The following is a 12,853-nucleotide window of genomic DNA, read 5'->3' as shown; positions in this document are numbered from 1 at the left end:
GCCTCCTCATTCCGAGTATCCGCCCTACCAGCCGCCTCCGTCTGACGCTCCCTCTCGACGCCTGCCCGAGGATGAGCCGGTGCAGCGCCGCCGGGCCGAACGACAAACGCGTCCGGCGCCTTGATCCGGTTCGAGTCTGGAGATGGTGCAGGCATCTCCCGTATGCACTATTTTGGTGCATGTATTGCACCGTCAGACGTTGCAGGGCGTGCTGTCATGGGCTTCGCCGTCCTGGCCCGTTTCTTGCAGCTTTCCTCTCCAGAGCAAGTATACCCGGACCCGATATGGCTGCTTCGATGTACCAACGCCTGATGGAACACCTCTCCACCGCCGTGCTGCAGCTGGATGGCGAGCTCAGGGTGGCGTGGATGAATCCCGCCGCCGAGGCGTTGCTCTCGGTGAGCCTGAGCCGCGTGCAGGGAGTGGCACTGTGCTCGCTGATGGAGCAGGAGGACGGGATGGCAGCGGTGCTGACCAAGGCGCTGGAGGCCTGCCATCCCTTCACCCGCCGCGAGGCGCGTTTGGTGATGCTGGGCGGTGAGCCGCTGACCGTGGACTATACCGCCACCCCCCTCTCCCGCGATGAACTGTTGCTGGAGGTTGAGCCCCGCGACCGGCTGATTCGCATCTCCCGGGAGGAGGCGCTGATGACTCGCCAGGAGACCGTCAAGGTGCTGACTCGGGGCCTGGCCCACGAGGTCAAGAACCCGCTGGGCGGCATCCGCGGCGCGGCCCAACTGCTGGAGCGCGATCTGGAGAACCCGGCGCATCGCGAATTCACCCGCATCATCATCGAGGAGGTGGATCGCCTGCGCGATCTGGTGGATTCCATGTTGGGTCCCAACCGGGTGACGCGCCATCAGCCACTCAATGTCCACAAGGTGCTGGAGCGGGTGCGCACCCTGGTGCTCGCCGAGCACCCCGGGGTGAGCATCGAACGTGACTACGACCCCAGCCTGCCGGATCTCGCCGGCGACGAGGCGCAGATGATCCAGGCGGTACTCAATGTGGCACGCAACGCCGTGGAGGCGATGCACGAGGCGGCCACCCCCGAGCCGCGCCTGGTGCTGCGCACCCGGGCGCGTCGCCAGTTCACCCTGGGCGCCGAGCGCCACCGCCTGGTGTGCGAGGTAGCGATCCTCGACAACGGCCCGGGCATTCCCGAGGCGCTGCAGGAGACGCTCTTCTACCCCATGGTTTCGGGGCGCGCCGACGGCAGCGGCCTGGGACTCTCCATTGCACAAGGCATCCTGCACCAGCACCAGGGATTGATCGAGTGCGATTCCGTGCCGGGCCATACCGAATTCCGACTGCTGATTCCCCTGGAGACGCGCCATGAATGATGTCGCACGCGTGGCGGTCGTCGACGACGATCGCGCCATTCGCTGGGTGCTGGAGCGCGCCCTGGCCCAGCCCGACCTCGAGGTGGAGTGCATCGAGCGCGGCGACACCGCCCTCGAACGGCTGCTGGCCGACCCGCCCGACGTGCTGGTCACCGATATCCGCATGCCGGGCATCGACGGCCTCGACCTGATGGCCAAGGTGCGCGAGGCCCACCCGGAGCTGCCGGTGATCGTGATGACCGCCCACTCCGACCTGGACAGCGCCGTGGCCTCGTACCAGGGCGGCGCCTTCGAGTACCTGCCCAAGCCCTTCGACGTCGACGAGGCGCTGGCCCTGGTGCGCCGTGCCGTGGCCCACGCTCGGGAGCGCCGGCGCCCGATCAGCGTGCCCGAGGGACTGGATGCCGAGATCATCGGTGAGGCGCCGGCGATGCAGGAGGTGTTTCGCGCCATCGGCCGGCTCTCGCATTCGCAAATCACGGTGCTGATCAACGGCGAATCCGGCACCGGCAAGGAGCGGGTCGCACGGGCCCTGCACCAGCACAGCCCGCGCACCGGCAAGCCCTTCATCGCCCTCAACATGGCGGCGATTCCCAGGGATCTGATCGAGTCGGAGCTGTTCGGCCACGAGAAGGGCGCCTTCACCGGGGCCACGGCAAGCCGCCAGGGGCGCTTCGAGCAGGCCAACGGCGGCACCCTTTTCCTCGACGAGATCGGCGACATGCCGGCGGAGACCCAGACCCGCCTGCTGCGGGTGCTGGCCGACGGGGAGTTCTACCGGGTGGGCGGCCACACCCCGGTGAAGGTGGATGTGCGCATCATCGCCGCCACCCACCAGGACCTGGAGCGGCTGGTGGAGGATGGTCGCTTCCGCGAGGACCTCTTCCACCGCCTCAACGTGATTCGCGTGCACCTGCCCAGGCTTTCCGAGCGGCGCGAGGATATCCCGCGGCTGACCCGCCACTTCCTGGCCGAGGCGGCCAAGGAGCTCGCCACCGATGTCAAGGTGCTCACCCCCGAGGCGGAGCGCCACCTCACCCGGCTGCCCTGGCCCGGCAACGTACGCCAGCTGGAGAACGCCTGCCGCTGGCTGACGGTGATGGCCTCGGGGCGCGAGGTCCTGGTGGAGGACCTGCCGCCAGAGCTGCGCCAGGCGAGCGACGAGGGGCTGGTCGCCAGCAGCGACTGGCGGGTGGCCTTCCGCGACTGGGCCGACCGCGCCCTGGCGGCCGGCCACACCCACCTGCTGGAGGAGGCGGTTCCCGACTTCGAGAAGATCCTGATCGAGACCGCCCTGCGCCACACCGGGGGGCGCAAGGGGGAAGCCGCCGAACTGCTGGGTTGGGGGCGCAACACCCTCACCCGCAAGCTCAAGGTCCTGTTACCGGCGCTGGCCGATGGGGAGTAGGCTGGTCGCCAAGCAGTCATGAGAGGAAGCTAACCGAGCAGTCGCCGAGCCAGCAGCCGCTGCATGTCACGGCGGCTATGGGCGATCAGATAGACGATGAGGCGTTCGTCATGCTGGCGGTAGAGGATGCGCACCGGCGGTTCGATGACCTGGCGATACTCCCGGATGCCCAGCTCCAGCAGCTCCCGGGGGTGGCTGCCACGCTCGGGGAACTCCCCCAGCGACATGATGCGCGCCTCGATGGCGGTGAGCAGCTGCTCGGCTGCAGGGGGAGAGTCTTCGGCAATGAAGTCGTGGAGCTCGCGAAGGTCCTCGAAGGCCGAGGCCGTGAGCTCGACCCGCAGCGCCACGGTCAGCGATCCTGGCGGCGCAGCCGCTGGAAGGCCTCGGCGGCATCCAGGGTCTTGCCCTGTTCAACCTGCTGGCTGCCCAGCGCCAGGATCTTGAGCAGTGCCAGGGTTTCCTGGGTCTGCTCATAGCTACGGATGTCCTGCACGACCATCCTGGCCTCGCCGTTCTGGGTGATCACCATGGGCTCGCGCAGCTCGTTGAGCGAGCGGGAAACTTCGGCGGCATGGGCCTTCAGATAGCTGATGGGCTTGATGTTCTCTGAGTACTTCATGGCGTTCGGTTCCGCATGGGCATATGGACTGAATTTAGTCCTTATTCCGTTGTCCGGCAAGCGGCAGCGTGGGTCTACTCCGTTTGCCGGGGCTGGGCGGGGGCGCCGGGGGCTGCCAGAATGGGGCCTCAAGGAGAGATGCCCATGACGCAGATGAGCTGGGAGCGGCTGCTGGATCCGAGCCGCCTGCATGACCGGCGCGGCGAGCGCCCCGGTAACGGCCGTGATGAGATCGGCCGCAGCCCCTTCCACAAGGATCACGACCGCATCGTCTTCGCCGGTTCCTTCCGGCGCCTGGGACGCAAGACCCAGGTGCATCCGCTGACCGACAATGACCATATCCACACCCGGCTCACCCACTCTCTGGAGGTGGGGTGCGTGGGGCGTTCGCTGGGCATGATCGTCGGTGAGCGGCTGAGTGGCCGTCTGCCCGGCTGGATCACCCCGGCCGACCTGGGGGTGATCGTCCAGGCCGCTTGCCTCGGCCACGATATCGGCAATCCGCCCTTCGGGCATGCCGGCGAGTACGCCATCCGCGACTGGTTCAAGCGCGCCGAAAGTGATGGCAAGGGCCTGCTCGAGGGGCTCTCGCCCCTGGAGCGGGAGGACCTGCTCACCTACGAGGGCAACGCCCAGGGCTTCCGGGTGGTCACCCAGATCGAGTACAACCAGTTCCGCGGCGGCATGCGCCTGACCACGGCGACCCTGGGCACCCTGCTCAAGTATCCCTGGACCGTGGAGCACGGCGGCGCGGCGGGCAAGTTCGGCTGCTACCAGAGCGAGCGCGAGTTGCTGATCGAGGTGGTCGAGCGGCTGGGGCTGCTGCCCAGGGGAGAGGGGCGCTGGTGCCGTCATCCGCTGGCCTGGCTGGTGGAGGCCGCCGACGACATCTGCTATGCGCTGCTCGACCTGGAAGATGGCCTGGAGATGGGCATCCTGCGCTATGACGAGGTCGCCGAGATCCTGATCCAGATCGCCGGCGGCGCCCCCGGCGACTACACCGCCATGCAGCGCCAGGGGGTCTCCCAGCGGCGGCGCATTGCCGCCCTGCGCGGTGCGGCCATGGAGCGTGCGGTGAACGACGTGGGGGCGGTGTTCGTGCAGCACGAGGCGGAGCTGCTGGCCGGGCGGTTGAAGTCGGACCTGCTGGAGCTGTGTCATCCCGACCTGGACTGGGGGGTGAAGGCGGCCAAGCAGCTGGCACGGGAGCGCATCTTCCAGAACGAGCGCAAGGCCAAGCTGGAGATCGGCGCCTATACCACCCTGGGCATCCTGCTCGAGGCCTTCATCGGCGCGGCCCATGAGCTGCATCACACCGGTCACTCCACCTTCAAGCACCAGCGGGTGCTGGCGCTGATCGGCGAGAATACCCCGCGTCCCTCCTGGAGCCTCTACGATAGCTACCGGCGTATGCTCGACTTCATCGGCGGCATGACCGACCACTACGCCGTGGACCTGGCCCAGGAGATGGGCGGCCGCCTGCGTGGCGATTGAGTTGGCTCAGCTGGCAATTCCGGTCGGGCTAGTCGCCCGGGGCCCGGCTGGCACCGGCATGCTCGAGCAGGGTGGCGATGACGGCGTCGTGGGTGGCGGCATCGAACTCGCCGGGGCACAGCTCGGCCAGGCGGCTGGCCAGGTCGTCGCCGCTGTCCACCAGCAGGTCATCCGGCCCCTGGTCAGCCTCCACCTTCCAGCCGGGTAGGGTCAGCACGCCCATCACCGGCACCGTGCGGCCGGTGCGCGAGCTCAGCCACTCGGCCATCCAGCGCGCCAGCTCGCGGGTCCTGGCCAGCGGCTTGCGCTCGCTCCAGCCCGGGAAGCGCAGCCGCGCCTTCTCCACCACCAGCCGGTCGAGCTCTTCTCCGGAAGGCGCGAAGGGGCGAGTGCGGGCGCGGGTCTCCACCACGAAGACCCCGCAGGGCGTGACCACCACGTGGTCGATGCGCGTACCGGCCGCCGGCACATCGTGGAAGACGTAGAAGGGGTGGGCCTCGGGTCGCACCAGGCGTTCGAGTTCCTGACCCACCGCCAGCTCGCAGGCCAGGCCCAGCTTGAGCCGACTGATGCGCTGGAAGTCGCGCATCAGTCGGAAGCTGTAGGCGAGTACCAGCAGGGTGCTCAGCGCACCGTAGAACGCCCACTCCACCCAGTGCTGCTCCACGGAGAACAGCATGCGGCCCATGCCGTAGACCAGCGGTACCAGGGTGACCAGGGGACCCAGGGCGCCATTCAGATAGAGTCCGGCGAAGGCGTCGTCGAGGCGGTCGCGCAGGTGCTGCCCGGGTTCGCGCAGCGGCTGGGCGTCGAAGGGGGAGCGCACCCGAGCATCATGCAGGTTGCGCAGCGCCACCACGATCACCCCCATGGCGGCGAGGGGGAACAGGAAGATCAGGGGGAGCAGGTATTCCAGCCAGGCCATCGGGATTCCTTGCCCATCGGGTGGGATGCCGGGGTCGAGAGCCCCATTCTAGACAACCCGCCCCCTCCGGGGCCATGCTCTGTTCGGCGCAGGCAGCGAGGCAGCAGTATGACGGCAGCACCAGCAGCACCAGCGGTACTCGATGAAAGTGAGGCGGACCTGGAGGCGCTCGTCGAGTTCGTCTTGCGCCATCCGCGACTGGCGGTTCTCGGCGGTGCCGGGATCAGCACCGCCAGCGGCATTCCCGATTACCGCGACGATGCCGGCGAGTGGAAGCGCTCGCCGCCCATGCAGCATCGCCAGTTCATGGGCAGTCACGCCGCCCGGCAGCGCTACTGGGCCCGCGCCCTGGTGGGCTTTCGCGCCCTGGGCGAGGCGCGACCCAATGCGGCGCACCGGGCCCTGGCGCGGCTCGAGGCGCTCGGCCATGTGCGCGGGGTGATCACCCAGAACGTGGATGGCCTGCACCAGCGGGCCGGCTCGCGGCGAGTCATCGACCTGCACGGCCGCGCCGATCGTGTGCGCTGCATGGGGTGTGGCGCCAGTCGCATGCGCCATGCGCTGCACGCCGAACTCGAGGCGCTCAATCCGCGCTGGGCGACCACCGGTGCCGCCGCGGCGCCGGATGGCGACGCCGACCTGGAGGCGGACTTCTCCGCGTTCCGGGTGCCCGACTGCTCGCGCTGCGGCGACGGCATCTGGAAGCCCGACGTGGTGTTCTTCGGTGACAGCGTGCCGGGTAGCGTGGTCGAGCGCGCCTTTGCCCTGGTCGAGGAGTGCGATGCCCTGCTGGTGGTGGGCTCCTCCTTGATGGTCTATTCGGGTTTCCGCTTCGCGCGGGCCGCCGCCCGCGACGACAAGCCCATCGCCTGCCTCAACCTGGGGCGCACCCGCGCCGACGAACTCTATTCCCTGAAGGTGGCGGCGCCGCTGGAGACCTCGCTGGGTGCGCTGGTCGAGCAGCTGGAGGCCCGCCTCAGCCGCCGGCCAGCTTGACCGTATAGCCGCGGGACTCGAGTTCCGCCTTGAGTACCTCGCGGTGGTCGCCCTGGATCTCGATCACCCCCTCCTTGACGGCGCCGCCGGTGCCGCAGCGCTTCTTCAGCACCTTGGCCAGGCTCTTGAGCTCGGTCTCGGGCAGCGGCACGCCGTCGATGGTGGTGACGCCCTTGCCCTTGCGGCCGCTGGTCTCCCGGCGGATGCGCACGATGCCGTCGAGCGCGGCGAGGCGCGCCTGCTCGGCCTGTTCGGCGCAGCGACACTCGGCGACGGGCTGGCGACAGTCGGGGCAGGTCGCGCCGTGCTCGGTGGAGTAGACTAGGCCTCGCAGCTGGTCCTGGAGTGATGGCATGGGGAGGACTCCCGGAAAGGATGAAGAAAAGGTGCCGGGATGATAGCGGCTGTGGACGCCGCTTGCATGGGGGCGCGTCGACTCAGCGGCCTGGTTCAGCGGGCGATGGCGCGGGGCGAGAGGTCTCGGGCGAGGCGGCTGACCACGGTGGGCAGCTGGAACATGCTGGTGATCATGATCGCGCCCTCGGGGGTCTGCTCGACGTCCGGGTAGCGGTTGAGGTGGACCACCAGCATACCGGCACCGAGGGCCGCCTTGACGCCGACCACCGAATCCTCGATGGCCAGGCAGTGCTGCGGTGGGTAGCCCATCTGCTGTGCCGCATGGGCGTAGAGGCAGGGGTCGGGCTTCCAGCAGTTGGCGGTGTAGGCGCTGAACAGGTGATCGCCGAACAGGGTATCCAGGCCGGTGGCGACCAGCGAGGTACGGATCTTGTTCTCGGGACCGTTGGAGACCACGCCCATGGGGAAGGCGGACAGGGCCGCCAGCGCCTCGGTGGCGCCCTCGATGGGGGTGAGTTCGGTGGCCAGGCGCCGGTTGAGGTTGGCGCGCATGTTGCGTTCCAGCGGCTCCAGTGCCGCGGGATCGACGCGACCATGGCGGCCCTCCAGCTCGGCAACGATGCGTCGGAAGCGCGCCCCGCGAAATTCGCCGACATAGTCGGTGGCCTGGAAGGGCAGGCCCACGGCGTTGAGTGCGGTCGCCATCTCGTCGGCGAGCAGCGGCTCGCTGTCGACCAGGGTACCGTCACAATCGAAGAGCAGGCAGAGGGGGCGTGGCATCACCAATCCTCACGGGTTTGGCCAGGTTGCGTCATTGCTGTCTATCAGTGTAAGCCGAGATTGCGGACTTTGTGAACACTGTTTTCGAAGTCGCCATGGCGGAGGGGGTGTTTCGGACGCGCATGTCGGTGGGTGTGCGTGTTGGCCGTGGTGGCTCTCGCATGCGAACGGGCGGCCCGCAGGCCGCCCGTTCATCTCGAGACAAGGATCAGCGGACCTTGGGGTCCAGCTCACCGCTCGCGTAGCGCTCGAACATCGCTTCCAGGTTGATCGGCTTGATCTTCGAGGCGTTGCCGGCGGTGCCGAAGGCCTCGTAGCGGTCGATGCACAGGTCGCGCATGGCGGAGACGGTCTCCTTGAGGAACTTGCGCGGGTCGAACTCGCTGGGGTTCTCGGCCAGGAAGCGACGTACCGCGCCGGTGGAGGCCAGGCGCAGGTCGGTGTCGATATTGACCTTGCGCACGCCGTGGCGGATGCCCTCGATGATCTCCTCGACGGGTACGCCGTAGGTCTCGGGGATCTCGCCGCCGTGGGCGTTGATCACCTCGAGCCACTCCTGGGGCACCGAGGAAGAGCCGTGCATCACCAGGTGGGTGTCGGGGATGCGGGCGTGGATCTCCTTGATGCGCTGGATGGAGAGGGTGTCGCCGGTGGGCGGCCGGGTGAACTTGTAGGCGCCGTGGCTGGTGCCGATGGCGATGGCCAGGGCGTCCACGCCGGTGGCCTTGACGAAATCGGCGGCCTCCTCGGGATCGGTGAGCAGCTGCTCCATGTCCAGCTTGCCCTCGGCACCGATGCCGTCTTCCTCACCGGCCATGCCGGTTTCCAGGCTACCCAGGCAGCCCAGCTCGCCCTCCACGGAGACGCCACAGGCGTGGGCCATCTCCACGGTGCGGCGGGTGACGTCGACGTTGTACTCGTAGCTGGTCGGGGTCTTGCCATCCTCGCCCAGCGAGCCGTCCATCATCACCGAGGAGAAGCCCAGCTGGATGGAGCGCTGGCACACCCCGGGGCTGGTGCCGTGGTCCTGGTGCATGACCACCGGGATGTGCGGGAACTCCTCCACCGCGGCCAGGATCAGGTGGCGCAGGAAGGGGGCGCCGGCGTACTTGCGGGCACCGGCGGAGGCCTGGACGATCACCGGGGAGTCGGTGCGATCCGCTGCCTCCATGATGGCGCGCATCTGCTCGAGGTTGTTGACGTTGAAGGCCGGCACGCCGTAGCCATGTTCGGCGGCGTGGTCCAGCAGCTGGCGCATGCTGATCAGTGCCATGTTCTCACCTGTCGTTCGTGGTGGCGGCGGCACCGTGTGGCGCCGCCGCGTGGAGAGTCGTGATCGGGGTGCGTCTAGTCTATCAGGCCTGGGCCGCGGCGGCTTCCAGGGCGGCCACCGCCGGCAGGGTCTTGCCCTCGACGTACTCGAGGAAGGCTCCGCCGCCGGTGGAGATGTAGGAGACCTTCTCGGCGATGCCGTACTTGTCGATGGCCGCCAGGGTGTCGCCGCCGCCGGCGATGGAGAAGGCCGGGCTCTCGGCGATGGCGCGGGCGATCACCTCGGTGCCGTGGCCGAACTGGTCGATCTCGAACACGCCCACCGGGCCGTTCCACAGGATGGTGCCGGCGTCCTTGAGCATGGCCGCCAGGCGCGCCGCGCTCTCGGGGCCGATATCGAGGATCATCTCGTCGTCGCTTACCTGGTCCACCGGCTTGACGATGGCCTCGGCGGCGTCGGAGAACTCGGTGGCCACCACCACGTCCGAGGGCAGCGGGATCTCGACCTTCGCCATCAGCGCCTTCGCCTGGTCGACCAGGTCGGCCTCGTGCAGCGACTTGCCGACGTTGTGGCCCGCCGCAGCGATGAAGGTGTTCGCGATGCCGCCGCCGACGATCAGCTGGTCGCACTTCTCGGAGAGGGCGTTGAGCACCTCCAGCTTGGTGGAGACCTTGGAGCCGCCGACGATGGCCGCCATGGGACGCGCCGGGGTCGCCAGTGCCTTCTCCAGGGCGTCGAGTTCGGCGGCCAGCAGCGGGCCAGCGCAAGCCACGGGGGCGAAGCGCGCCACGCCGTGGGTGGAGGCCTGGGCGCGGTGGGCGGTGCCGAAGGCATCCATCACGTAGACGTCGCAGAGCGCGGCATACTGCTTCGCGAGGGCCTCGTCGTCCTTCTTCTCGCCGCGGTTGAAGCGCACGTTCTCGAGCAGCACCACCTCGCCATCCTCGCTGGCGACCTCGTCTTCCAGATACTCCTTGACCAGGCGCACCGGACGGCCCAGCAGCTCGCCGAGGTGCGTGGCGACCGGGGCCAGGGAGAACTCCTCGGTGGGCTCGCCCTCGGTGGGACGCCCCAGGTGGCTCATCAGCAGCACCCGGGCGCCGCCGTCCAGGGCGGCCTGGATGGAGGGCAGGGCGGCGCGCAGGCGGGCGTCGCTGGTCACCTTGCCGTGCTTGACGGGCACGTTGAGGTCCTCGCGGATCAGCACGCGCTTTCCGCTGAGGTCGAGGTCGGTCATCTTGCGCACGTTCATCGGGGCGTGTTCCTCATCTTGGGGAAACCGGAAGGGGATCAGGGGGTGTCGAGGGGCATGGCGGCCAGGCGCCGGGCGACGTCGAGCATGCGGTTGGCGAAGCCCCACTCGTTGTCGAACCAGCACAGCAGCTTGATCAGGCGGCCGCCGGCCACCCGGGTCTGGGTGGCGTCCACGATACCGGAGCGCGGATCGTGGTTGAAGTCGACCGAGGCCATGGGCTCCTCGGTGTAGCCCAGCAGCCCGGCCAGGCGTCCGCGGCTAGCCTCGGCGAGCAGGGCGTTGACCTCGGCGGCACTGGTATCGCGGCGCACCGTGATGGCCAGGTCCATGACCGAGACGTTGATGGTCGGCACGCGCACGTGCAGACACTCGAAGCGTCCGGCCAGGTGGGGCATCAGGCGATTGATGCCGCGCGCCAGGCCGGTATCCACCGGCACGATGGAGTGCATCGCCGAGCGGGTCAGACGCAGGTCGGTCTGGTGGTAGGCGTCGATCACCGGCTGGTCGTTCATTGCCGAGTGGATGGTGGTGGTGACGCCGTGCTCGATGCCCAGCGCCTCGTCGAGCACGGTGAGTACCGGCACCAGGCAGTTGGTGGTACAGGAGGCCGCCGAGACGATGCGTTGAGTCGGTGCCAGTTCGTGGTCGTTGATGCCGCTGACGATGGTGGCGTCGACATCAGCTTCCGCCGGCTGGGAGAACAGCAGGCGGCCGGCGCCGGCGGCCAGGTGGCGCTCGGCGGTGGCACGTTCCTTGAAGCTGCCGGAACACTCCAGTACCAGATCGATGCCGAGCTCCGCCCAGGGCAGGCGGTCGGGGTCGGGTTCGCTGAGCACGCGAATCGCCCGGCCATCGACCACCAGCTGGCCGTCGCGGGCACTTACCTCGCCGGGAAAGCGGCCGTGGGTGGTGTCGTAGCGGGTCAGGTAGGCAATGGTGGCCAGGTCGGAGAGCTCGTTGATCGCCACGATCTCGAGCTCAGGCTCGTGGTCGAGAGGCCCTGTCCGGCGTTGCGCGGCGCCCTCTTGTTGCTCGGCTCTGTGTTTCTCGGCTCTGTTTTGCTCGATCAGGGCGCGCAGCACGCACTGGCCGATGCGGCCGTAACCGTTGATGGCGATGCGATGGGCCATGGCGCTGGGAGTCTCTTCTGCGGGCATCGAGGACCGGCGATTCTAGCGTATTTCAGCCGATGAGTCCCGGCAGGCGCCAGGCCAGCGGCAGCAGCAGGGCGGTGATAATCCCGGTGAGGCTCATCCCCAGCGAGGCGAAGGCGCCGGCGGTGGGGCCGATCTCGAAGGCGCGCACCGTGCCCAGGGCGTGGCCGTTGATGCCCAGTGCCAGGCCCAGCAGGCGCTCGTCGCGGATGTCGAGCCAGCGTGCCACCAGGCCGACGCAGCCGATGGCTGCCACGCCGGTGACCAGCAGGCCGCCCATCATCAGCGCCACCGAGCCCCCGAGCCGCTCGGTGATGCCGATGGCGATGGGCGCGGTGACCGACTTGGGAGCCAGTGAGGCGAGGATCTCGGGTGGCGCGCCCAGCAGCCAGGCGATACCCACCGCGTAGAGGGCGGCCATGCCGGCGGCGATCGGCAGGCACAGCAGCAGCGGCCGCCATAGCGCGCGGATATGCCCCATCTGTTGGTATAGCGGCAGGCCCAGCGCCACCGTGGCCGGACCCAGCAGCAGCATCAGCCAGCCCGCCCCCGCGTGGTAGTCGGCGTAGTCGATGCCGAGCAGCCACAGCGCGGCAGCCAGCAGCAGGGCAGCGACCAGGATCGGTGGGCACCAGGCGGGGGCCCGGACGGCACGGAACAGACGCTCGCCAGCGAAGTAGGCGGCCAGGGTCAGCGCCACGGCGGCAAGGGGATTGGCCATCAGGTGCGTGATCAGATCACTCATTGATCGCCTCCCGGGTGCCTGCATCGTCATCGCCGACCAGTCGGCGCAGCAGCCAAAGGGTGGTGAAGACACTCAGCAGGGTACCCAGCAGCAGGGCAGTGAGGATGGCCACCAGCTGCCCGGCCAGTTCGTCGAGCATGAAGAAGATCCCTACCACCCCGGGCATGATCAGCAGCGCCAGGGCGGCGATCAGCGGTCGTGCCGCGGCGGCGATATCATCGAAGCCGCCACTGTGGAGAACAAGCCAGGCCGTGAGCGAGAGCATGCCGACAACCCCGGCGGAGACCGGCAGGCCGGTGAGGGTGATCAGTACCTCGCCGAGCAGCAGGAAGCCGATCAGCCAGAGGAAACCGCGCAATGCGGGCATCGGGTAGCCTCGTGAGTCGCGACAGCAGAAGGGGTGTATGTTAGCACGCTACTCGTGTGCCGGCCGCCGCGGCCTCGGCCTGAGGCGGTGGCCGGGCAACGAAAAAGGGCACGACCAGCCGGGCGTGCCCCTCT

At 68.6% G+C, this 12,853-nt stretch carries 14 protein-coding genes; 4 read left to right on the top strand and 10 right to left on the bottom strand.

Going from position 1 to position 12,853, the window contains the following annotated elements:
• Positions 1–296: 296 nt before the first annotated feature.
• Both glnL and glnG read left to right on the top strand, forming a co-directional pair.
• Positions 297–1,343: a nitrogen regulation protein NR(II) gene (gene glnL, locus GRB96_RS07530; protein WP_161433044.1), complete on the top strand. Its 1,047-nt coding sequence runs from the start codon at positions 297–299 to the stop codon at positions 1,341–1,343.
• Positions 1,336–2,751, top strand: coding sequence for a nitrogen regulation protein NR(I) (gene glnG, locus GRB96_RS07525; protein ID WP_161431568.1), 1,416 nt, complete (start codon positions 1,336–1,338; stop codon positions 2,749–2,751). The genes glnL and glnG overlap by 8 nt, the downstream gene beginning before the upstream one ends.
• A 29-nt stretch (positions 2,752–2,780) precedes the next feature.
• Here the strand turns inward: glnG and GRB96_RS07520 are convergent, their stop codons facing one another.
• Complete coding sequence (locus tag GRB96_RS07520; RefSeq protein ID WP_161431567.1) at positions 2,781–3,101, bottom strand: type II toxin-antitoxin system RelE/ParE family toxin; 321 nt, start codon at positions 3,099–3,101, stop codon at positions 2,781–2,783.
• A gap of 2 nt (positions 3,102–3,103) precedes the next feature.
• Positions 3,104–3,373, bottom strand: coding sequence for a type II toxin-antitoxin system Phd/YefM family antitoxin (locus tag GRB96_RS07515; protein ID WP_161431566.1), 270 nt, complete (start codon positions 3,371–3,373; stop codon positions 3,104–3,106).
• A gap of 144 nt (positions 3,374–3,517) precedes the next feature.
• Between GRB96_RS07515 and GRB96_RS07510 the strand changes: the two genes are divergently transcribed.
• Complete coding sequence (locus tag GRB96_RS07510) at positions 3,518–4,867, top strand: deoxyguanosinetriphosphate triphosphohydrolase (RefSeq protein ID WP_161431565.1); 1,350 nt, start codon at positions 3,518–3,520, stop codon at positions 4,865–4,867.
• 28 nt (positions 4,868–4,895) lie between these two features.
• On the opposite strand, the gene GRB96_RS07505 is transcribed toward GRB96_RS07510, so the two are convergent.
• Positions 4,896–5,792, bottom strand: coding sequence for a nuclease-related domain-containing protein (locus GRB96_RS07505; RefSeq protein WP_161431564.1), 897 nt, complete (start codon positions 5,790–5,792; stop codon positions 4,896–4,898).
• A gap of 108 nt (positions 5,793–5,900) precedes the next feature.
• On the opposite strand from GRB96_RS07505, the gene GRB96_RS07500 reads away from it, so the two are divergent.
• Positions 5,901–6,788, top strand: coding sequence for an NAD-dependent protein deacetylase (locus GRB96_RS07500; protein ID WP_161431563.1), 888 nt, complete (start codon positions 5,901–5,903; stop codon positions 6,786–6,788).
• Here GRB96_RS07500 and GRB96_RS07495 read toward each other — a convergent pair.
• The 7 genes from GRB96_RS07495 to GRB96_RS07465 all read right to left on the bottom strand — a co-directional run bounded on the left by GRB96_RS07495 (position 6,769) and on the right by GRB96_RS07465 (position 12,719).
• Positions 6,769–7,143: a translation initiation factor Sui1 gene (locus tag GRB96_RS07495; protein ID WP_161431562.1), complete on the bottom strand. Its 375-nt coding sequence runs from the start codon at positions 7,141–7,143 to the stop codon at positions 6,769–6,771. The genes GRB96_RS07500 and GRB96_RS07495 overlap by 20 nt on opposite strands.
• Positions 7,144–7,238: 95 nt before the next feature.
• Positions 7,239–7,925 (bottom strand): HAD-IA family hydrolase, encoded by a 687-nt coding sequence (locus GRB96_RS07490; protein WP_161431561.1) that lies wholly within the window; start codon positions 7,923–7,925, stop codon positions 7,239–7,241.
• Positions 7,926–8,133: 208 nt separating this feature from the next.
• Positions 8,134–9,198: a class II fructose-bisphosphate aldolase gene (gene fba / locus GRB96_RS07485; RefSeq protein WP_161431560.1), complete on the bottom strand. Its 1,065-nt coding sequence runs from the start codon at positions 9,196–9,198 to the stop codon at positions 8,134–8,136.
• A gap of 82 nt (positions 9,199–9,280) precedes the next feature.
• Complete coding sequence (locus tag GRB96_RS07480) at positions 9,281–10,450, bottom strand: phosphoglycerate kinase (protein WP_161431559.1); 1,170 nt, start codon at positions 10,448–10,450, stop codon at positions 9,281–9,283.
• A 38-nt stretch (positions 10,451–10,488) separates the two neighbouring features.
• A complete protein-coding gene (locus GRB96_RS07475) occupies positions 10,489–11,583 on the bottom strand; it encodes a type I glyceraldehyde-3-phosphate dehydrogenase (RefSeq protein WP_161431558.1) in 1,095 nt (364 codons plus the stop codon).
• Between the two features lie 52 nt (positions 11,584–11,635).
• On the bottom strand, positions 11,636–12,352 hold the full coding sequence (locus GRB96_RS07470) for an LrgB family protein (protein WP_161431557.1): 717 nt from the start codon (positions 12,350–12,352) through the stop codon (positions 11,636–11,638).
• Complete coding sequence (locus tag GRB96_RS07465) at positions 12,345–12,719, bottom strand: CidA/LrgA family protein (protein ID WP_161431556.1); 375 nt, start codon at positions 12,717–12,719, stop codon at positions 12,345–12,347. The genes GRB96_RS07470 and GRB96_RS07465 overlap by 8 nt, the downstream gene beginning before the upstream one ends.
• Between the last annotated feature and the right edge of the window lie 134 nt (positions 12,720–12,853).

It is taken from the genome of Halomonas alimentaria (assembly GCF_009902005.1).
Taxonomy (GTDB): domain Bacteria; phylum Pseudomonadota; class Gammaproteobacteria; order Pseudomonadales; family Halomonadaceae; genus Halomonas; species Halomonas alimentaria.
Note: the sequence above shows the minus strand (reverse complement) of the source record. Positions and strands in the feature narration are given on the sequence as shown.